This window comes from Leptothoe sp. LEGE 181152 (assembly GCF_032906605.1).
Classification (GTDB): domain Bacteria; phylum Cyanobacteriota; class Cyanobacteriia; order Phormidesmidales; family Phormidesmidaceae; genus Leptothoe; species Leptothoe turfae.
This window is the reverse complement of the sequence record NZ_JASATU010000032.1, coordinates 357885-379170: the sequence shown is the minus strand read 5'-3', so window position 1 is coordinate 379170 and position 21286 is coordinate 357885. Positions and strand designations below refer to the sequence as shown.

The following is a 21286-nucleotide window of genomic DNA, read 5'->3' as shown; positions in this document are numbered from 1 at the left end:
ATGACTCAGAAAAAACGCACAATCCCCCCTCACATCGCTAGCAAGCTCAATCAGAAGCAACTAGACACTTTACAGACAGCCTTAGACGACTTTGACAATAACTACAATTCATTGATGAAGCGCTTAGCCGCACTAAAAGCACCGAAGATTGTGTATTTCATGGTTAATGGAGCGATCAAAGCAACCATGCTCAAAAGTAGGTCAGATGTAGATTTAAGTGATCAATTTGAACTTGAACTATGGGCCACAGGTTACAATAGAACAACTGAACTAATGGAAGACCTGAGCGATCCGGCTGGAACGGCTCGTGAAGGATTCACTCAAGCCAAGATGCTTAAAGGCGTTATCTCATACGATGCAAATTAACGACTCTCAGACCTCTAAAGAGGAAAAATCAATGTCATTAGTAGGCTATCCATCCTGGTTACTTGATTCAGAGATGATCATCAAAGACACCCTAGACTGGTTACAAGAATTTAAAGACTACAGTTGTCGAACTTCAATGCGTGAAGGAACTGAAACATTTGGATTTTTTGTTGATTACACATCTAAGTGTTTAGAAGATCCAATCTACAGTGACACAGCTCTTGCCGCTAAACACTTAGATGAAGCATGTACAAGCTTGATTAGTCAGCTGCCCTTGGAAAAACAACCAGAATTCACCTATAGAGTGCTTCGGATGAATCAGCATTTAGATAAAGCTGTTGCCAAGCACAGCGAGATTTTTAAAGTTACTAGAAAAGAAAAATCTTCTGATGCTGCATAAATTCAGATAACGCAGACAGGCACGATTAGCAGCGTAGGGCATACTAAAGCCACTAGCGTAGCCAATAGTCTAAACACTCGTAGAGATCTACGAGTGTTTTTTTGATCAATAAGAATCATCCGTAGAAAAATACAAAAATAAATGAGATGAAATTTATCACCTCAGAATTACCCTCTTTTATCAGACGTGTTATGTCTTGTCTGAGCAATCAATAACTGATTGATCTCTCTAACAATCGCTGACTCTTTTTCTACCAGATCCATACGCCGCTCAAGCTCCTGAGTGATGATATTCATATTATCAGAAAGGCTTTTGCAATCTCTCTTCAGATGATTTATGTCACGCTCAAACCCATAGTTTCGACGTACGCGACCAATCCCCCAACCGACTACACCGGCAAGCGCAGATGCCAGACCCAATGCAACCCCTAAATTGTTCAATAAAAAACTCATGGCAACTCTGAAGAAAAAGGCCAGTGTGTCACACTGACCCTTACTGCTCACGTATCTACGTGTCTACCGTTTTTCCATAAAGCCTATAGACTCTATGCTTATCGTGTTGTTATTTTGCCCGATACAACAAGCCGGGTAAACAACAGCTAGGACAGGTGTAAACTGATTAGGATTTGAAAGCGTCCAACAATCATGAGGTTGAACACTTTCAACCTTAACCGCTTGATGATAATCAACCTGATCACCATCAACCACTAACACCCCCCACTTTTGAACACCCACAGGCCGATCCTGGCTATGCACCAAAACATACTGTTGATGATGCGTTAGCTTCTCAAGCCATGGCCCAAAATCAAGGGTTAACAGATATCTATCTTTAGGAATCGATATCATCCCATTTGTTAATTTCATAGCTGACTTAAAGTGTGTCAGGGACATCCTCACCAGCTGGGGTCTCTTCACCAGCTGGGAGTTCACTATCATTCACGTCATCCAGGGACGTGGGAAGAACACAATCAATGGACAACTGTTGAGAGAACGCATTGAAACCCGCTTGAACCGCGTTATAGATATCTGTGACCGCTTCACATCGGATCTGATTCGGATCAAGCCCTAGGGTTTCCCAGTCGAGATTATCAATCGAGCTTTGCAACGTTGCTAGCTGTTGCCCTTGTGTTGCCTGAGTCGTCTGTAAGTTGGCAATAGACTGCCCGTGCTGGCTTAATTGTTGCTGTTGTTGGTTATAGCTAGACTCTAGGGCATCCAGACGATCCTTAACCTGTTGTAGGTCGTTAACACCATCCCCATCCTGATCCTGTAGGGTATTGATCAGGTTTTGCAACTGTGCAACCTGGTCAGCAAACCCATCTTGATCAACCAGAGTATCAATAACGTTTGAAAACTCTTGAAACTTGGTTAATACAAAGACCCGATCCTCTAACCTGCCAGAACAAACAGCGGCATTAAGAGCCTGTCCCATGTCCTCAAAAAATTGAGCTAAATGAGCAGGATTAATGCAGGTTCCATCGGTTCCCGTATACTCAGAGAACCCTTGAGAACCGACGTTAGAGTTACTTGCAGTTACCATCAGTCTTTCCTTATAAACATCAATGAGCCATAAATCTCAGGCTCTACAGTCGTCCGATACCCAAACCCCCAAGACTTAGACCGATTGCGGTCACACCACATTTCAGTCACAAACTGAGTTAGCTCAGTGGCTTCTAGCAGCCCGTTCAAGGGGATATGCCAGCTGTAATGATTGGAATAAGTGCTGGCACTATAAACCGGGGTTAGCGAGCCGCCCAGGGGTCTCAGACGGCACCGCATGCCCGAATTTTCCATTCCCGTTAACCAGCCAGTCACGAAATAACGGCCTGATGGCAATTCAATCCGGCCAGCGCCGGGAAATGGAGTAATGGAACCAAATTCATTGAGCGGATCAGCATAGTTAAATGCTCTCTCTATCCACGTATTCGGAGGATGGAAGCTTCCACCACTCTGACTAGACGGTTTTCGGATTTGAAACATTGCCCAACTCACCGCCGCTAACGAATTAGCCCCATTGATGGATGGGTGAGGGTTTGCCTTAAACGATTGACTGTCTCTAGAGACATACAACAGATCGCTTGCCTGAAACGGCATGGGTAATAGTGGCAAGTCATTAAAATCTGTCCCACTCATGGAAAAACGATCAAGTCTCCAAAAAACGTGAATTCTTCAGTCAGCCCCTCACCCGTATTGAACAACAACAAACCACCTTCGTTTCCAGTCTCAGGAATCACAACTGCTGTTAACACAGCTTTAGCCCATAGCTCGATCCGATAATCGGTAATCCATACATGAGGCCAAAACTCAAGATAGTGCTCTAAACCTGTGTAGGCAATAGAGACATGTTGTTGACCAAAATACAGTCGTTCAACCGCTTGGACCGACTCACGAATCGGTCCACCCGTTAGCAAATTGGCAAGATACCCAGCCCGATGCCAGCCTTTTTGATTGGCAATAACGCTCGTGATCTTGACCAGCACATCAGCCGATTGATTGAGCCTAAACGAAAATCGATATCCTTTGTGAGAAAGAAGAGATTTACTCTCTAATCGTCGATACTGATCCGTTAGCCGCGCTAGGGATAGTCCAATCGCTACCCCTACAGGCTTTGTAAATGGCCAGCCTTTTGAGCCCACAGCTTAGTAGTAGCAGCGCTTTAGCGGTCGATAGACACGGATGACAGCCCGGCCAAAGATTTTCTTTTTCGCTAGAGATAGCATGGCATCTTCAGCTTTGTCAGGGTCACAGTAAAAATGAAACCGCTTAGGTTTGTCTATCTGAGCCGCGTTTTTTACGGCAGTCCCGACAGCGGTACTGTAGACCAGCACTAACTTGACGAGTACGCGCTTGGCCTCAACACCAGAGACAACAATACCGCTACTGGTCGCCCCTGAGGTGGCTTCTGTCGCCGGAGTACCGCCAATGATTTTCTTGACGGTCTTATCCGCATAAAACCATCTTGCACCACTGATCTGATACGTGTTTTTTCCAACCGTGAAATTGACGTTGATTCGTTCTGTTCCCATGATCTAATCCTCCTAGGGTTTACGTATTCCCTAGCTGATTAGCTTAGGTATTCAGACGCGGACAACGTGAAGGCTCCACCCGTACCGCTCAAAGCCGTTGGTAGAGTCATGGTGATCGACACCAAACCACTTTCAATATCCGTATCAATCTGGACGTTATTCAACGGCACATCAGCCGTAGATTGTGCTGCTTCTAATACTTGAAGCTCGCGAGCAACTTCAAGCGCTTGTCCTTCAATACTCGTTGCTGATGTCGTCATTGCAGCAGCCATACCAAAAAATCCTCGTTAATAGACAGCGGAGTTTCTCCACCCAGAAGGTTGGCTAAAACGCTTGCAAATCCATCATGTTAGAAACACTTTTGTCCCTTCGGCATTAAACCCAAAGGGGTTAACCACGCTTTGTTAGAATGAGCCACTTACCGGCAATCTTGTAAGCACGTAATTGCTTACATTTACATCGTCTTCTTACGGTTCTTTCGTGAATAAAAAATCTTTCTGAATAGTCAGAAACACTGATGAGCTCAAAACCTTTAGGGATTTGATTTAATCCTGTGATAGTTCTACGTTTGTTGTAAAAAATATCCACCTATACTATGGAGCGAAGCTACACCCGAATCATCCATCATGACAATCCCACTCACCAGAGCACAAATACCCGATAGCGCATTCATCAATGGCCTTGAGAGTTTAGCGGCATGGGCGAATGCTGTGCTTGAGTACATGAACAATGGGGAGACCTATAACGAAGCGGAAGGCATCCGAGTAGACCGCGTGCAACAATCTCTCTTTAGAAACTATGACAAAGAGATTTACATCAGTTATCGGTCTAACTTAAGGTTGCACCCAGACTATAATACAGGGGCGTATGGGACGTTATGGGAAGCCACGAAACCCTATTATTCGGGAACCATACCCAGTGAGTTCTTGCAAAGTAGCTGATAATGCCTACGTATGTGTCACCAGGGAATACGGCTTCTATCCTAGGCCCTTATACAACAGGTGCCGGAGGGAGCGGTATTACGTCGGGGAATCTAAGCGCTAGCCCATCGTCAGGGGGCTTAAGGTTACAACGGTCTCCAGCCACTGCGCCGAGTCCAGGCTCATTGCCGTATAAAGAGCCTGGACTCAACTTACAGCGGCAACTCAATCTCAGGAAACCATTAAACTTGAAGCCTGCGCCGACTCCTCAACAGGGGCATGGCCTGTCAAATGCATTAAATCGGAGTTTGCAACGGCATCAACAGAATTTTTCTCAACATGGCAACAGAACCTCAACCAGTGGTCCTAGAGGAACCACACAATCCGCCCAAAATATCACTAAGTTTGGATCTCAAACCAGGAACGTTGCGAGTAATTCAGGGACGGCAACAACCGGCAGTGCTAGAACGGCACAAGCCATACAAAACTGGAATGCGGCAAAACGTGCTAGTTTGAATGCGCCACAGGGCACAAACCCTATCCATAGCACAGCGGCTAAAGGGACAACGTTAAGTGCTGGTGCTGCGGGTGGCGGTTCAATATTATTTACGCCTGTTGCCAGTAATCCAGCGGGTGTTGTGGCAACGTTAGGCACGGCTGCCTTTGGCATTGGTTTATATGCTGGCAATAAAATTTATGAGGGAATGGGCTCGCCTTTTGGTCCAAGTTTAGGAGAACACTTAAAGGCGGCACTTGGAAAGAATGATCAACAGTTAGAACCCAGTACACACGACTCTAAACCTATCGCTGAAGGGCTCACTCACGATCCTGAAACCTATGGGGAAGCAGGCAAGAAGTATACCGTAACGTATAGAACAAAATCTGATTATGGGCCAGATCATTCTGAAGGTCCCCAAGAAAGACCATGGAGAGAATCAAAAACGTTAACGGGTAAAACAGGACCTATCGGAACCGCTGTTTATAGGAATCCGAATTCTCAACCAGAAGGGAAACACTACTTTAAAGGAATTACCGGAGGCAATGCCCATCGTGACCATCAATTTTATGGTGGTGGTGGTGATTTGCTAGATATGGGATTTATTACAGGAACCGGAACTAATAACCGTGATGTTTTTGTAAGCTCTTTAGAAATCTTAGACGTTGTTCCTTTAGATGACAATAATAATCCTTCGGGTAATCCTATAGAACCTCAGGTGATCAATCCCTCGAAAAGCTGGCCTGATATCAGCGAGTTACCTGATTTTTCTGGAGACACCCAACCGCCTAGCGACATACCGGATACAGCACCAACAGACCCTTTAGGCTCCGCTGAACAACCCGAACAAACACCGAGCAATTCAGATGTCCTTAAGGGTTTAGATGTTTTGCCACATGTAAACCCAGTCAATCCAAGGGAAGCTAAAGAGAAAAAGTCGTCTAATGACGATAGCCCTAATCTTCCGCCTGTTCCGTTTATTCTGGGTAGGGTACAGCGCAAAAAGTCTAGACGTGTTACTAGAACAAGCCCTCCACCTAACGTCACTAGCAAAAAGAAGACGACTCCACCGACCACGAAAAAGAATCCTGAGTCTGACTGTCAAACAACGTTACGAGTCATCAGAGAAAACATAAACAATAAGTGTTGTGAAGCTAGCGCGAATAATCTCGAACAGTTACTAAATGAGATACAGGAGATAAAGAAAAAATTTGAGGCGTCTGGGTTCGGAAGTATTAATATGACTGAGTGTGAAAGCACCTTGCCCTATCTCTTGCCATGGTCAGGATCTGGATTGCATGGGATTTATGCGGCCCTAGAGAGACTTTCTGAAGCAACTGAGCGAGTGTGGGACAAAATCAAATGCCCACCTGAAACAAATGCAGCTGTTCCTATATCTTGGGAAACAAAAACAGGAGAACACCCGCAACTAATTATCCTTTGGAAACCATCAGAGGGAGGTCATAGTCGCTGGTCTATGCATATCCCTCATCCCAAAAAAATGATTTCACACACCTATGATTTTAACTTTCCAACGTACACAAAAGGCGCTGTTAGAGGAAGTTTAGTCTTAAACGACAATAGTAAAGTTGTTGTTAATGGTCAGTCTGAAGCCGAATGTAAAAAGGTCTTAAGCTATGCTAGAAACCTGATAGAGTCGAGTTACCTAGTGGGGTCTAGAGAAATATTCTCTAAAGGTGGATTGACAAATAAGGTGCAATCTGTTAAAGCGATTTACATAAAAAGCTTTGCTGGTCATTTGGATCAAGCGCCACTGTGGGTTAAAACTCTCTGATTATCTGCAACGCCCGCAACTAGTCAACAGAATAATAGCCATCGTAGCCGATGGCCTCAACGGAAAAATAAGCATTCTGCCTATGTGACAGTGGGCTAATTTAGCCCACTTTTAAGCCAGTAATAATGTTAGCTCTTGGGTTTACACGTCACTTCCACTTGAAAACATCCTTCTGCAGACCCCTGGGTCAAAATGGGCATGCCGGTAGACCCTGCGATTTTGATGCCAAACTTTAAAGTGATTTCTTCAACCTCTGCAAACGCTACCTTGCTAAAAGCACCCATGGCGTAATAGGTATAAGCTCTCAGGGTGCCGTGAATATCTTTGAGCTTGGCTTTCACATCATCGGTGATGCCCATGGACTCGTATTCATCATCATCAGTGCTGGTAGCGGGTGTTTCAGGGACGTCTATTGGTTCAGACGCCTCAAAAAACATGGTGTAGGCATTGCCATCATCATCTTCAAAGGTGAGCCGTTCTACGTCAGACATAGGGATACCTGGGCTTTAGTTTAGACATCGGCTATGTTAGGAGGAAATACGCATTGTCAGTAAGTTTTCCCTTGAAAGTTTTAAGTCTATGGCCCGTTACGCCCTCGTCATTGGCATTTCTGAGTATAAAAGCAAACATCTGGCTAATTTAAGTAAACCAGTTCAAGATGCTGAGGCCATTGCCAACCTACTCCAAAAATACGGACAATGTAATACAGAGCCCAAGGTACTCAAAGGAGAGGTTACCACTAAGCAACTGGCTGAGGCGCTGCAAACGTTTCTGACCGAGCAAGCGGTTAATAGTGAAGCAATTATTTATTTCACCGGTCATGGCATCAGCATTAAGGAACTATTTGGAGCGTCTCAGGGATATCTGGCGACATCGGATTGTGATGTAAGTGTGGGGAGCGATCGCCAACCCACTGGTCAACAACATGCCATTTCCTTCGCCAATCTCAATAGTTTGATTCAATGCGCCAATCTGAGCAGTTTAGTCATGCTCATTGATGCCTGTCACAGTGGAAACTTTATTGAACAAACGACGGTTGAGGAAAGTTTTTCAGCCTTCAGTTCAAAGCAGAATCGTCTGCTAATTACAGCCTGTCGAGATTTTGAGTCAGCCTTTGCTAAAAAGAGTGATGACCACAGTCTCTTTACCGGTGCCATTCTCGATGCACTCGTGCCAGAAAAGGCAGATCCTACTGATGGTGTGATCACAGGCGCTAGTTTAACCGATAGTCTCAGTCGAGCGCTCAAGGGAAGTCGTCAAGAACTGGTGTGGTGTGGTAAGGGAAGATTGATTCAGATAGTTCAATTTCCCAAGGAGCTATTGCCAGAATCGATAGCCTCGGAGGACGGCAAGCCAGCTAAACAAAGGCGCGTGTCTATCGTGCCTATGCAAAGACCGCCATTACCGGATCATTTTGTCGAACGACCTGAGCATCAGAAAGCGGTTAAAGACAAGCTCCTGTGCGAGAAAACCAAGCTTGGGACTCTAGTGGTCAGTGCTATCTACGGTTTAGGCGGCATTGGTAAGTCGGTATTGGCGTCAAAACTAGCCCATGATGATGAGGTACAAGCACACTTTTGTGATGGTATCTTGTGGGCCACACTGGGCCAGAATCCAGATATCTTGCCGTTGCTCAGCGGGTGGATTCAAGCACTCGGCGATCATGATTACAAACCAACAGCGATTGAGGCCGCATCCAATCATTTACGGACACTTCTGTACAGTAAGCAGGTACTGCTGGTGGTTGATGATGTTTGGCACCCTGAGCACTTAGACCCATTTAGAGTCGGTGAAGATGGCTGTTGCGTTTTAGTAACAACACGCGAAGCAAGAATTTCAGGCGCTGACCGATATGACCTGGATGTGATGACGGCAGACCAGGCGCTAGAACTGATGACTCAAAAACTCTCTGATACTCTCAGTGTCTCAGATCGTGAACGAGCACTAGAGTTTGCAACCCGTGTTGGCTTTTTACCCCTAGCGCTAGAACTCGCAGCGTCTCAGATTGAGGAAGGCGTAACCTGGCAACAGTTGTTTGAAGATTTCCAGACTGAAGTTGTGCGGTTAGAAACCTTAGATATCTATGGTCAGGATGAAATTCCTGATGATGCCAAGCGACGTAAATATAGCTTGCTAGCTTGTTTTAATTTGAGTCTAAAACAACTTTCAGGAGAACAACTGCGACAGTTTGCCTGGTTAGGGGTGATTCCTGAAGATGTGAATCTGACTCAAGAAATGGCAGAAACCCTGTGGCAGTTAACCTCGCGACAGTCAGGCTCAATCTTACGCATCTTTCGAGCCAAGGCGCTTGTACTACAAGGCGTTAAGCAGGCTAATGGTCAGCCCAGCTATCGGATGCATGACCTGATGCACGATCTAGCCGGACGCTTACTGATGAGTTCGCCTCAGCCGATTCGCGAAGGGGAGTTACCCGGTCTAGGACTGACCAAAGCTGAGGCCCATAGTGAATTGCTAAATCGCTACCGTGCCAAAACATCACATGGACAATGGTACACCCTTGAGGATGATGGCTATATCTATGCCCATCTCACCTGGCACATGGAGCAGGCGAAACAGCCGCAAGCGATTCATCGGTTGTTGCAAGCGAGTAATGAGCAGGGGTGTAATGGTTGGTATGAGGCCTGTGATGCCATTGGTAAACCGGCAGGTTTTGTGAATGATTTAGGTCGGGCGTGGCAGTTAGCAATCAAACACTATGACCAAGTGCCCAGTGAATCTGTTGCGTTAGTGTTTCGCTATGCTTTGATACGCACTTCCCTCAATAGTTTGGCCAGTAATGTACCGGCTGAATTAGTGAGTGCATTGGTTGAGAAAGGCGTTTGGCAAGCAGCCCAAGGATTAGCCTATGCCCAGCAAGCCCAGAATCCATGGCATCGAGCCGAATGCATTGCTGCGATTGTGCCCCATATGCCCAAAGCCTTGCTACCTGAAGTAATAAAAACCATCGATCAGATTAACGATGCCGTTTATCGCTCCTATGTTCTTAGCAAACTAGCTGAGACCTTTACTGAGGTCTGGCCTAACGTACTTGCAAGTATTCAACACATTCAGGATCGTTACGGAGACCACCGGCAGATCACACAAGGCTTTTCATATCGAGCCTTTGCCCTCGAACACATCGCACCCTTGTTGCCACGGCAATATCTGCCAGAGGCCATTGAGATTACTCGCCAAATTCAGGATGCGGCGGATCGATCCAGTGCTTTGATTAAATTGGCTCAACAAACTGTCGAATTATGGCCGGAAGCACTGGAAGTGACGCGCCAAATCCAAGATGAATCTTCTCGGTCGCGTGCGCTGAGTGCGCTGGCCGAGCACCTGCCCGAGTCGCTGTGGCCCGAAGCGCTGGCGGTGACGCGCCAAATCCAAGATGAAGATTCTCGGTCGAGTGCGCTGAGTGCGCTGGCCGAGCACCTGCCCGAGTCGCTGTGGCCCGAAGCGCTCGATATTACACGGGATATCAAGGATAACTATTACTGCGCCAATGCACTACAAAGATTTCTACCCTACTTAGAGCAGCTCTCGATATCGTTCACTCAGTGGACTGATGTCCTTGATACGTTGGCCTATCAGAATCGCTCTCAGTTAATCAACACGTTACCTAAGAGTCGGTCGATGATTGTCAGCTTCGGCCATGAGCAAGCATTTTCTGAAACCTTACAAGCTGTCCGAGACGTCTGCCAACAGTGGCCTTAAATTACGTACGCGTTAAGTGTATTGACCTTTAAAACTAAACATGAGCTTGATGCATATTCATCCGCTTCATGCTTCTATACATGAGCATCTATATTCGAAGGTTGGGAGCTTACGTTTAGCCGCGTCATAAATCGTTGTCGTTAATTCAAGTCAAAAAAATCTTTTCAGGGAAGATTTTCAGGGATTTTTGTGCGCTTTTGAGTTAGTAGGGGGCGCGTCCCAATTACGTCCAGTTCAAAGGTATTAGTCCATAAAGAACTGACTCATTTCTGTGAGATCTACGTCCGTCTAACGGCTACTGTAATCGTTATCACTCTCAATGTCTTGATGTAAAAGGGCCGGTGACTGCCCCAAAGTGTTAGCGTTAGTGAGTTGCTACTGTCAGTCCTTTCCCATGGCATTCAAAAACGTCTTGATGCGCACAGTTGCGATCGCTACTTTGCTCGCTCCGATTGGCTGTACCTCTGCGACTGATTCAGCACAGCCCTCTGCGGCGGAACAGCCCGCAACCCAGCAACAGGCGGAAGCCCCCCCAACTGAAGATGAGCTTGAGTCCGCCGAAGCGGAATGGCGCAAACGTCAGGATGAGGTCAATCAGGTTCTATCATCCATGGATCGGGCTACCTTTATTGGCGGCTCCCCCACTAAAGGTAATCCTGATGCTGAAGTGGTGGTGGTCAAGTTCTCCGATTTTGAATGTCTGTTTTGTGCTGTTGCAGCGGGCCATATGAAAGACTTTGTGGAAGAACGCGGTGAAGAGGTGCTCTACGTGTACAAGCATCTCCCCCTCACCAGTATTCATCCAGAAGCAGTGCCATCATCTAAGGCGTCATGGGCTGCTGCTCAGCAAGATCAGTTCTGGCTTTATCACACAGGCCTCTTTGCCAATCAAGAACGATTAGGAGATGAGCTATACGTGGAGTTAGCTGAGCAAATAGGGTTGGATATGGAACAATTTGAGCGCGATCGCAACAGCGATGCTGCCCAAGCCGCCATCGATGCCGACCTGGCTCTAGCTGGACAACTGAAACTACGCGGTACCCCGAGTTTTTTAATCGGTGGTTTGCTCATTCCCCCTGGTGTTCCCCCCGAGAGCTTTGGAGAATTGCTAGACAACCTCAAAGCTGCTCAACCGGCTCAATCGGCTGAGTAATATTAAGGTGGGCACTGCCCACCACCCTGTTCGAGTTAATCTACCAGTATGCTGTTGCCCCATGCCTGATTCCCGCCGCCCCAAAATTATTGTTATCGACGACGACCCCACCGGTTCTCAAACAGTTCATAGCTGTTTACTGTTACTGAAATGGGATGTGACCACCCTAAAACAAGGCCTCTTAGACGCATCTCCCATTTTCTTTATTCTGGCCAATACCCGTTCGCTCACCCCTGCTGAAGCAGAGCGTACCACCCGTGAAGTCTGTCATAACCTAAAACAGGCACTGGTTGAAACCAACACACAAGAGTATTTGGTGGTCAGTCGTTCAGATTCGACCCTGCGCGGCCACTATCCCCTCGAAACCGATGTGATCGCGTCAGAATTGGGTCCCTTTGACGCCCATTTTATGGTGCCAGCATTTTTTGAAGCAGGACGTATTACTCTCGATAGCACCCACTATATTGAAACCGATGGCGTACGCATCCCTGTTCATGAGACTGAGTTCGCTAAGGATTCAGTATTTGGTTATAGCTATAGCTACTTGCCTGATTATGTCGCCGAAAAGACATCTGGCAAGATTGTTGCCGATCAGGTGAAACGGTTTACCCTGGATGTGATTCGCCAGAATACAATGGAGCGCTTAATGCAGCTGAGTAACAATGTTTGCGTAGCTGTTGATGCCCAAAACCAGGCTGATCTCGATCAGTTTTCCCAAGACCTATTGGCCGCCGCCGCCCAAGGTAAAAAGTTTCTCTTTCGCAGTGCTGCTAGCTTGCTCACATCTCTCGCTGCTTTACCCGTACAACCGGCTGGCCCGAGTGAGATGTCACGCTACACCTGTAACCATAAACCGGGTGTGATTTTAGTGGGCTCTCACGTTAAAAAAACAACTCAGCAACTGGAGTATCTTCTCAAGCAGCCAGGGGTAACTGGTGTAGAAGTTGATGTCTCTCGGTTAAATGAGAATCCTGACCAAGCGCAGGATATGGTAGTTGAAATCTTGGCCCAGGTGAACACCCTCTACGCTCAGGGGACAACAGCGGTGGTTTATACCAGCCGCAAAGAACTTACCTTCGCCGATGTGGCCACTCGTTTGGCGTTTGGTGAAGCTGTTTCTCACCTACTCATGGATATTGTGCGTGGCCTGCCTACGGATCTGGGTTTTTTGATCAGTAAGGGTGGCATTACCTCTAACGATACCCTTAGCAAAGGCCTAGCTCTAACATCTGCCAGGCTTTTAGGTCAGGTTATTCCAGGGGTTTCGGTGATTACAGCGGGGCCTGAGCACCCACAGTTTCCAAATTTGCCCGTTGTCCTATTTCCCGGTAACGTTGGCGGCGACGATGCTGTTGCTGCCGCCTACCAGCGTATGGCGAAATGATTATGCTCGATTCGCATTTTCCAATCTGAGTTCAGCTAGCAACTCGGTTAAGCGATCGCACTGAGCCTCATAGGTATCTCCACAAAAATGGCAGATGGCTTCAGCAGGCTCACTTTTGTCGATCATATCCTGGAGCTCATCTTCGCCCAGTAGTTTGAGGGCAGATAGCATGCGCTGACCATTACAGGGGCAGTGGAAACGTAGGAGTTGGCTCTCCGGAAAAATGGCTAACCCCATATCTCCCACCAGGTCCTCAATGATTTGAGGTAGCGTTTTTTGTGCCCGTAGCATGGGGGTGAATCCAGGTAAGGATGCCAGTCGAGATTCTAAGGTGGAGATCAGGCGCTCATCATGGGATACCTGAGGTAAAACCTGAAGGAGCAAGCCACCTGCTGCTTCTACGCCGTGTTTGTCGACGAATACACCTAAAACTAAGGCTGACGGTGTTTGTTCTGATGTGGCCAGGTACTGGGTGAGATCTTCGCCAATCTCCCCTGATACCAATTCCACTGTGCTGGAATACGGATAACCCAGGCCCGAGTCACGCACGACGTAGAGATAGCCATTGCGCCCCACTGCTGCACCCACATCAAGTTTGCCTTGGGCATTGGGGGGTAACTCTACATACGGGTTAGAGACATAACCCCGGACGCTACCGTCTAGCCGGGCATCAACAAGAATACCGCCAATGGGTCCATCCCCTTGAATCTGAATATTAATGCGCGAATCTTCTCGTTTCATATTAGAAACTAGAAGTGTGCCAGCTGTTAGTGCTCTGCCTAGGGCAGCCGTGGCAACGTAAGAAAGCTTGTGGCGAGTCCTGGCCTCTTCGACTAAACGGGTGGTGATGGCTCCAACAACTCGGATGCCGCCATCTGCTGCTACTGCTCGAATGAGCTGATCCGCCATGGTTTTACTTTGTTTCTACAGTTTTGCTCCGCTGCCGATGGGCGAAATAAATCTATTTGAACTGAACGTGACTTGTCCAAACTTCTCAGATTAAGTTCGTTTGAGGATCAGCAACGCTTTTGAATACTTAATATTGTAGTAGGTAGAGCCGTCGCGTCAGGTTGTCGGTTATTTAGAGTTTTATCACCTGCTATATCGCTAGAAAGTAGTACTCAAGATATGTTTGGGATTTATCAACAAAGCACCCTCAGGATTGAAATAGATGCGACCATGGCTCAGTTGCGGCACGGGTTGACCCAGCCCGACCAGCTTCGTCAGTGGCTCTGGCCACAGCAGTTTTCTGAAAGCTTTAAGGCACCGTTAGGGGTAGGGCAAACCTTTTCTAGTTACGTTGGCCCCATTCAGATTGATCACACAGTTGATGAATGCTCGGATAATGCCATCCGATTTTTGCTCCATCGAGGTGTGGATGGTTTTCACGAGTGGTACTGGGGTGATGGCTGGGTACAGTCTCGCTTAGAAGGTGTGTCCACATTGCCCCTTAACATCGCTCAGGCAACCAGTTTGCTGAGATTACAATTATTTATGGCAATGCAAAACCGCCAATCAAAAGAGACCCCATAGGTTTTGAGCAGTAAATTTACTCTTCTACGCGCAATCTCACCGAATCCCCATGGGAAGGTAGACCTTCAGCATTGGTAAGGGCATCAATGGCCCCTGCAACATTGAGCAGGGCAGATTTTGAATACTGAATCAAACTGGAGTGTTTCATAAAGGTTTCAGTACTCAGGGGGGACGCGTAGCGAGCGGCTCCAGACGTAGGCAACGTGTGATTGGGGCCTGCCAGGTAGTCACCCACAGCTTCTGGTGTGTCATGACCCAGAAAAATTGCGCCTGCTTGGGTGATTTTTTCTAACAGTGCCCAAGGATCTTCAACTTCAAGTTCTAAATGCTCGGGGGCAAACTGGTTGGACAGTTGGGCAGCTTCTTCTAAGGATTCTACGACGATGGCGATGCCGTAATGGGCGATTGCTTTTTCGGTGAGGATTTGGCGGGGGTGGCCTGCTAACTGGCGGTCGACTTCAACCACAACTTTATCGGCTAGTTTGCTATCTGTTGTCAGTAAGATAGCCGCAGCCATAGGATCGTGCTCGGCTTGGGCTAACAGATCTGCCGCAACGTGGACAGGATTAGCCGTGTGGTCAGCAATAATCAGTACCTCGGATGGACCCGCTAAGGAATCAATGCCAACGGTTCCATAAACCTGCTTTTTAGCCAGGGTGACATAGACATTCCCAGGGCCGCTAATGACGTCCACCTTGGGGATGGTCTCTGTGCCGTAGGCCAATGCCCCGATAGCCTGAGCGCCACCCACTCGATAGATTTCTTGCACCCCTGCTTCTTGGGCTGCGACTAACACTGCTGGGTTCGTGTGACCTTTGGGGGTGGGGGTAACCATGACTAAACGTTCCACCCCTGCTACCTGGGCAGGAATGGCGTTCATGATCACTGTGCTCGGGTAAGAGGCTCGGCCGCCTGGTACATAGATTCCGGCGTTGGCAACAGGGGTATAACGTTTACCCAGGACAACGCCGTTTTCTTCAAAGGTGACCCAATTTTTAGGCAAGCGTTGTTGATGGAAAGCCTTGACATTCTTGCAGGCAAGGCGAATGGCCTGGAGCAAGTCACCGGAAACTTGCTGGTAGGCGGTGTCAATTTCCGCGCCGCTAATGCGAAGGGTTTGGGGGGTCAGGGTTTGTTCATCAAACTTGGCAGTATAGTGCAAGAGTGCCTCATCCCCTGACTGTCGGATGGCGTTTAAGATTTCTCGAACGGTGGCTTCTTGCTCAACCACCTGATCGGTATGGATGCGATCGCAAATACGCTGGAGTTCAGCCTGCGCTTCGCTGATCTTGTACAAAGTTCGCAACATTGAGGCGGGTGGCGAGAGTGGGAGGAGTATGACTGTTATAGCTTAGCGCGGATTAGTGAGGGTCAGCCGGATAGCCCAATCAGATTATGACAGTTCAAGCCCTTGTGCATGCTCTTTGATGTTATAATTCGGAATCCTGACAAAAATACACTGGCAAATAGTGGCAAACATTAAATCTGCGATGAAGCGCATCCAAGTTGCGGAGCGCAATCGTCTACGTAATAAGTCCTACAAGTCGGCGGTTAAAACCCTAACCAAGACCTACTACGCTGCTCTAGACGCGTATGCTGCAGATCCTTCTGATGAGGAGAAGAAGCAAGCGGTTGATTCTTCCATGTCAGCTGCATTTAGTAAAATCGACAAGGCAGTCAAGCGCGGCAGCATCCATAAGAATGCAGCGGCTCGTCGCAAGTCCAAGCTTGCCCATGCTCGTAAGAAGCAAGAAGCATCAGCATAGTCATCCATGCAGCTGGTTGATTCCCACGTTCACATTCACCACAGCTTTGATAACTTAAGTTTTCAGGCAGACTTAGATGAGGTGGCAGCAGCTTGGCGACAGGCTGGTGTGGTTCACCTTGTTCATTCTTGTGTTCAGCCTTCAGAGTTTGCTGCCATGCAGGCTATTGCTGATCAATTTAGTGAAGTGTCCTTTGCGGTGGGTCTACATCCAGAAGATATGGATAAGTGGACGCCAGACTTGGCGGAGAAAATTCATCATCTGGCACTTTCCGATCGTCGGGTAGTGGCGATTGGAGAGACCGGGCTGGATTTCTACAAGGGCGATGATCAGGCAATTCAAATTGAAGCTTTTCGGGCCCAATTGTCCGTTGCCCATGGGTTAGATTTGCCCGTAATCATTCATTGTCGAGATGCAGCGGCAGCAGTGCGCGATGTGCTACAGGCGTTTATCCAGAATCATGGTCCTGTGCAGGGTGTAATGCATTGCTGGACGGGTACCCCTGAAGAAACTCAGTGGTTCCTTGATTTAGGTTTTTATATTAGCTTTAGCGGTATTGTGACCTTTAAGAGTGCTAAGCAGGTTCAGGCCTCGGCTCAAATGGTGGGATGCGATCGCATTCTCGTAGAAACTGACTGTCCGTTTCTATCTCCAGTGCCAAAGCGAAAAGAAAAACGAAATCAACCAGCTAATGTACTCCATGTGGCTGAGTGTGTCGCTAAGCTGCGAGAGGTGCCTTTAGAAGTGCTGGCAGCGCAGACCACTGCTAATGCAAGATCCCTGTTCAAACTTCCTGAGTCTTCGTTCGATCTTTAGTGACAAACCTTAATAAATGATGTAGGTATGTAAAAAACAGGTGCTTAATTTGTGAGCGAAGTTTAGTAAAACACTGTCTCTGTGGTGATTCATCGCTAAATAAAAATACAAAGCGACAAGAATATTAAATTTCACTGCTGATTTGTGATATACTACCTCGGCTGTACGTTAGCCTTACTATAGCCGACTGGCTCAGCTTTTTACACTTATCCTATTCATAACGCTGGTGCCCAACGGTTGCTTCAAAAATGCCCATTGCACCTATTTCAGCTATCGGATGCTAGCAAAACCCCGAAAAATATTAGCCCGACTGCATTGCCCTACAAGGGAGTGTAGTCATTCTTTTGTTTGTCGCTTAGCATTACTGGTTTCGATTTAACTAAACCCTCTTATATCTCACTCTCTCACTTTTATACCCCATTTATTTAGGCCCGACCTGCTTGAGGAGACGAATGACTGACCTAACCATTTCCCAATCCTCCTTTGTATTACCTGACCTAGTTGAGATTCAGCGCTCTAGTTTTCGCTGGTTTTTGCAAGAAGGTCTAATTGAAGAACTTGAGAGTTTTTCGCCGATTACTGACTATACGGGGAAGTTGGAGCTGCATTTCCTTGGTAAGGATTATAAGCTCAAAAGCCCTAAATATATGGTTGATGAGGCTAAGCGTCGGGATAGTACTTATTCAGTACAAATGTACGTCCCAACGCGCCTCATTAATAAGGAAACTGGGGAAATTAAGGAGCAAGAGGTATTCATTGGTGACCTGCCACTGATGACCGATCGCGGCACCTTCATTATCAATGGTGCTGAGCGTGTGATCGTAAATCAGATTGTCCGTAGTCCTGGTGTTTACTACAAAGCCGAAACTGATAAGCACGGTCGCCGTACTTACAATGCGAACCTGATTCCCAACCGAGGTGCTTGGCTTAAGTTTGAAACTGATAAGAACGATCTAGTTTGGGTCCGCATTGATAAAACCCGTAAGCTCTCTGCTCAAGTCCTCTTTAAGGCTCTAGGCCTAAGTGATGGCGAGATTTTTGACTCCTTACGTCATCCTGAATACTTCCAAAAGACCATTGAGAAGGAAGGTCAATTTAGTGAAGAAGAGGCACTATTAGAGCTATATCGTAAGCTTCGTCCTGGCGAGCCTCCCACAGTATCTGGTGGTCAGCAGTTACTACATTCGCGCTTCTTCGATCCCAAGCGTTATGACTTGGGTAAAGTTGGGCGTCATAAGCTTAACCGTAAGCTGCGCCTGAATGTGCCAGATGCCGTTCGCGTATTGACACCTCAAGATGTCTTAGCGGCTATTGATTACCTCATTAACTTAGAGTTTGACATCGGCATTATTGACGATATCGACCACTTGGGTAACCGTCGTGTTCGTTCCGTGGGTGAGCTTTTACAAAACCAGGTGCGTGTCGGTCTAAACCGTTTGGAGCGCATTATCCGTGAGCGGATGACTGTCTCAGATGCTGATTCCCTAACGCCTGCGTCTCTGGTTAATCCTAAGCCTTTAGTCGCTGCCATCAAGGAATTCTTTGGTTCCAGTCAGCTGTCTCAGTTTATGGATCAAACTAATCCTTTGGCTGAGTTAACTCACAAGCGCCGCATTAGTGCCCTTGGGCCTGGTGGTTTAACCCGTGAGCGTGCTGGTTTTGCTGTTCGCGACATTCACCCCTCGCACCACGGTCGTATTTGCCCAATTGAGACGCCTGAAGGTCCTAATGCTGGATTGATTGGTTCCCTGGCAACCCATGCGCGCGTCAATGATTTTGGCTTTATCGAAACGCCATTTTTCCCGGTAGAAGATGGTCGTATTCGTAAAGATCAGCCGTCAGTTTATATGACAGCTGATGAGGAAGATGATTTCCGTGTAGCGCCAGGGGATATCCCCATCGATATCGATGGCAACATCTTGGGTGAATCTGTCCCTGTTCGTTACCGTCAAGACTTCATCAGTACGTCAGCCTCTGAAGTAGATTACGTAGCCGTCTCACCGGTTCAAATTATCTCGGTGGCTACTTCACTAATTCCTTTCCTTGAGCACGATGATGCGAACCGTGCTCTCATGGGATCAAATATGCAACGCCAGGCTGTTCCCCTGCTGCGTCCCGAACGTCCTTTAGTAGGTACAGGTCTGGAAGCTCAAGCCGCTCGTGACTCAGGGATGGTAGTCGTCAGCCCGGTTGATGGTGAAGTTACTTTCCTTGATGCCAAGAAAGTAGTGGTTACTGATGCTGATGGTAAGCAATATGCCCAAGAACTCCAGAAGTATCAGCGCTCTAACCAAGACACTTGTTTGAATCAACGCCCCTTAGTTTTCTCTGGAGACAAGGTGGTTGCAGGCCAGGTGCTAGCAGATGGTTCAGCCACTGAAGGGGGTGAAATTGCCCTGGGCCAGAATGTCTTAGTTTCCTATATGCCTTGGGAGGGCTACAACTACGAAGACGCAATTCTGCTGAGCGAGCGTTTAGTATACGACGACCTCTACACCTCTATTCACATTGAGAAGTTTGAGATTGAGGCGCGTCAAACCAAGCTAGGGCCTGAAGAAATCACTCGCGAAATTCCTAATGTTGGAGAAGATGCTCTGCGTCAACTAGATGAGACCGGCATTATCCGCATTGGAGCCTGGGTTACCTCAGGCGACATCTTGGTGGGTAAAGTTACACCCAAGGGTGAATCTGATCAGCCCCCAGAAGAAAAACTGCTGCGGGCAATCTTTGGTGAAAAAGCTCGGGACGTTAGGGATAATTCTCTACGTGTACCCAATGGTGAAAAAGGTCGTGTGGTCGATGTGCGTGTCTTCACCCGTGAGCAAGGTGATGAGCTTCCTCCGGGTGCCAATATGGTGGTGCGGGTTTATGTGGCCCAAAAGCGCAAAATCCAGGTAGGCGATAAGATGGCTGGTCGCCACGGTAACAAAGGTATTATTTCTCGGATTTTGCCCATTGAAGATATGCCCTATCTCCCGGATGGTACTCCGATTGATATCGTACTCAATCCTCTGGGTGTACCGTCTCGTATGAATGTAGGCCAGGTCTTTGAATGTTTGCTGGGCTGGGCCGGAGAGAATCTCAATGCACGCTTCAAGATTACGCCTTTTGATGAGATGTATGGCAGTGAAGCGTCCATGGAAACTACCCATGGCAAGCTCCAGGATGCTCGTGATAACACGGGTAATAGCTGGGTGTTTAATCCTGAAGATCCAGGTAAAATCCAGCTTTACGATGGCCGTACTGGGGAAGCCTTTGACCGTCCGGTGACAGTTGGTAAACCCTACATGCTGAAGCTGGTTCACCTAGTAGACGATAAGATTCACGCTCGTTCTACAGGTCCTTACTCGCTGGTTACTCAGCAGCCCTTGGGTGGTAAAGCTCAGCAAGGTGGTCAGCGCTTTGGAGAGATGGAGGTATGGGCACTCGAAGCCTTCGGTGCTGCCTATACTTTGCAGGAACTGCTAACTGTCAAATCCGATGATATGCAGGGACGTAATGAAGCCCTTAATGCCATTGTTAAAGGCAAGGCAATTCCTCGACCCGGTACGCCTGAATCCTTCAAGGTATTGATGCGTGAGCTACAGTCCCTCTGCTTAGACATCGCGGTGCATAAACTAGAAACCCAAGAAGATGGCACCAGTCGTGATGTAGAGGTTGACTTAATGTCAGATTCTCTTAATCGACGTTCACCATCGCGGCCCACCTATGAGTCTATTTCTCGAGATGAAGCATCTCCTGAGGCTCCCCCTGCGGCTGCACCAGCTGCGACTCCTACCCCTGCCATTGAGGAGCCGCCCCTTTAACTCTGTGAATGAGCATAAGCGTTTAGCCGTCTGTTTTTAGCTCTATGCAAAGTAGCTAGAAAAGACCTGAACGCTTATGTCATCACTTTAGAATCGAGGCGAAGCAACC

The 21286-nt window shown here is 47.5% G+C and carries 21 protein-coding genes; 11 read left to right on the top strand and 10 right to left on the bottom strand.

Features of this window, described 5'->3' with window-relative positions:
- The gene (locus QGP82_RS18850; RefSeq protein WP_499060666.1) at positions 1-366 is read left to right on the top strand and encodes a hypothetical protein; all 366 of its coding nucleotides are present in this window, start codon (positions 1-3) and stop codon (positions 364-366) included.
- Complete coding sequence (locus tag QGP82_RS18845; protein WP_499060665.1) at positions 356-766, top strand: hypothetical protein; 411 nt, start codon at positions 356-358, stop codon at positions 764-766. Before QGP82_RS18850 ends, QGP82_RS18845 begins: the two co-directional genes overlap by 11 nt.
- A gap of 167 nt (positions 767-933) precedes the next feature.
- On the opposite strand, the gene QGP82_RS18840 is transcribed toward QGP82_RS18845, so the two are convergent.
- The 7 genes from QGP82_RS18840 to QGP82_RS18810 form a co-directional block, all read right to left on the bottom strand.
- Positions 934-1218 carry a hypothetical protein gene (locus tag QGP82_RS18840; RefSeq protein ID WP_499060664.1) on the bottom strand — a complete coding sequence of 95 codons (285 nt, stop codon included), beginning with the start codon at positions 1216-1218 and terminating at the stop codon, positions 934-936.
- A 63-nt stretch (positions 1219-1281) separates the two neighbouring features.
- Positions 1282-1629, bottom strand: a complete 348-nt coding sequence (locus QGP82_RS18835) for a hypothetical protein (RefSeq protein WP_499060663.1) — start codon at positions 1627-1629, stop codon at positions 1282-1284.
- Positions 1630-1636: 7 nt separating this feature from the next.
- Positions 1637-2305: a hypothetical protein gene (locus QGP82_RS18830; protein WP_499060662.1), complete on the bottom strand. Its 669-nt coding sequence runs from the start codon at positions 2303-2305 to the stop codon at positions 1637-1639.
- A complete protein-coding gene (locus QGP82_RS18825) occupies positions 2305-2898 on the bottom strand; it encodes a hypothetical protein (protein WP_499060661.1) in 594 nt (197 codons plus the stop codon). Before QGP82_RS18825 ends, QGP82_RS18830 begins: the two co-directional genes overlap by 1 nt.
- On the bottom strand, positions 2895-3401 hold the full coding sequence (locus QGP82_RS18820) for a hypothetical protein (RefSeq protein WP_499060660.1): 507 nt from the start codon (positions 3399-3401) through the stop codon (positions 2895-2897). Before QGP82_RS18820 ends, QGP82_RS18825 begins: the two co-directional genes overlap by 4 nt.
- A 3-nt stretch (positions 3402-3404) precedes the next feature.
- Positions 3405-3791, bottom strand: coding sequence for a hypothetical protein (locus QGP82_RS18815; RefSeq protein WP_499060659.1), 387 nt, complete (start codon positions 3789-3791; stop codon positions 3405-3407).
- Positions 3792-3829: 38 nt separating this feature from the next.
- The gene (locus QGP82_RS18810; RefSeq protein ID WP_163702913.1) at positions 3830-4063 is read right to left on the bottom strand and encodes a hypothetical protein; all 234 of its coding nucleotides are present in this window, start codon (positions 4061-4063) and stop codon (positions 3830-3832) included.
- A gap of 354 nt (positions 4064-4417) precedes the next feature.
- Between QGP82_RS18810 and QGP82_RS18805 the strand changes: the two genes are divergently transcribed.
- Positions 4418-4732: a hypothetical protein gene (locus QGP82_RS18805; RefSeq protein ID WP_499060658.1), complete on the top strand. Its 315-nt coding sequence runs from the start codon at positions 4418-4420 to the stop codon at positions 4730-4732.
- A gap of 227 nt (positions 4733-4959) precedes the next feature.
- Positions 4960-7002, top strand: a complete 2043-nt coding sequence (locus tag QGP82_RS18800) for a hypothetical protein (RefSeq protein ID WP_499060656.1) — start codon at positions 4960-4962, stop codon at positions 7000-7002.
- 128 nt (positions 7003-7130) lie between these two features.
- Here QGP82_RS18800 and QGP82_RS18795 read toward each other — a convergent pair whose 3' ends face one another.
- Positions 7131-7493, bottom strand: coding sequence for a CU044_2847 family protein (locus tag QGP82_RS18795; protein WP_499060655.1), 363 nt, complete (start codon positions 7491-7493; stop codon positions 7131-7133).
- An 88-nt stretch (positions 7494-7581) separates the two neighbouring features.
- Between QGP82_RS18795 and QGP82_RS18790 the strand changes: the two genes are divergently transcribed.
- The 3 genes from QGP82_RS18790 to QGP82_RS18780 all read left to right on the top strand — a co-directional run bounded on the left by QGP82_RS18790 (position 7582) and on the right by QGP82_RS18780 (position 13256).
- Positions 7582-10719: an NB-ARC domain-containing protein gene (locus QGP82_RS18790; RefSeq protein WP_499060654.1), complete on the top strand. Its 3138-nt coding sequence runs from the start codon at positions 7582-7584 to the stop codon at positions 10717-10719.
- A gap of 394 nt (positions 10720-11113) precedes the next feature.
- The gene (locus QGP82_RS18785; RefSeq protein WP_499060653.1) at positions 11114-11872 is read left to right on the top strand and encodes a DsbA family protein; all 759 of its coding nucleotides are present in this window, start codon (positions 11114-11116) and stop codon (positions 11870-11872) included.
- Between the two features lie 61 nt (positions 11873-11933).
- Entirely contained in the window at positions 11934-13256 is a 1323-nt protein-coding gene (locus QGP82_RS18780) for a four-carbon acid sugar kinase family protein (RefSeq protein ID WP_499060652.1), read from the top strand.
- Here the strand turns inward: QGP82_RS18780 and hslO are convergent, their stop codons facing one another.
- Positions 13257-14165, bottom strand: a complete 909-nt coding sequence (gene hslO / locus QGP82_RS18775; RefSeq protein ID WP_163666557.1) for an Hsp33 family molecular chaperone HslO — start codon at positions 14163-14165, stop codon at positions 13257-13259.
- A 219-nt stretch (positions 14166-14384) separates the two neighbouring features.
- Between hslO and QGP82_RS18770 the strand changes: the two genes are divergently transcribed.
- Positions 14385-14789, top strand: a complete 405-nt coding sequence (locus tag QGP82_RS18770; protein ID WP_163666559.1) for a hypothetical protein — start codon at positions 14385-14387, stop codon at positions 14787-14789.
- Between the two features lie 16 nt (positions 14790-14805).
- Here the strand turns inward: QGP82_RS18770 and hisD are convergent, their stop codons facing one another.
- Positions 14806-16098, bottom strand: a complete 1293-nt coding sequence (gene hisD, locus QGP82_RS18765) for a histidinol dehydrogenase (RefSeq protein WP_163666561.1) — start codon at positions 16096-16098, stop codon at positions 14806-14808.
- Between the two features lie 160 nt (positions 16099-16258).
- Between hisD and rpsT the strand changes: the two genes are divergently transcribed.
- From rpsT to rpoB, 3 genes are all read left to right on the top strand, one after another.
- Positions 16259-16555 carry a 30S ribosomal protein S20 gene (gene rpsT / locus QGP82_RS18760; protein ID WP_163666563.1) on the top strand — a complete coding sequence of 99 codons (297 nt, stop codon included), beginning with the start codon at positions 16259-16261 and terminating at the stop codon, positions 16553-16555.
- Between the two features lie 6 nt (positions 16556-16561).
- Positions 16562-17371, top strand: a complete 810-nt coding sequence (locus QGP82_RS18755) for a TatD family hydrolase (protein ID WP_163702721.1) — start codon at positions 16562-16564, stop codon at positions 17369-17371.
- Positions 17372-17823: 452 nt separating this feature from the next.
- Positions 17824-21177, top strand: a complete 3354-nt coding sequence (gene rpoB / locus QGP82_RS18750) for a DNA-directed RNA polymerase subunit beta (RefSeq protein WP_163666567.1) — start codon at positions 17824-17826, stop codon at positions 21175-21177.
- Positions 21178-21286: the final 109 nt, after the last annotated feature.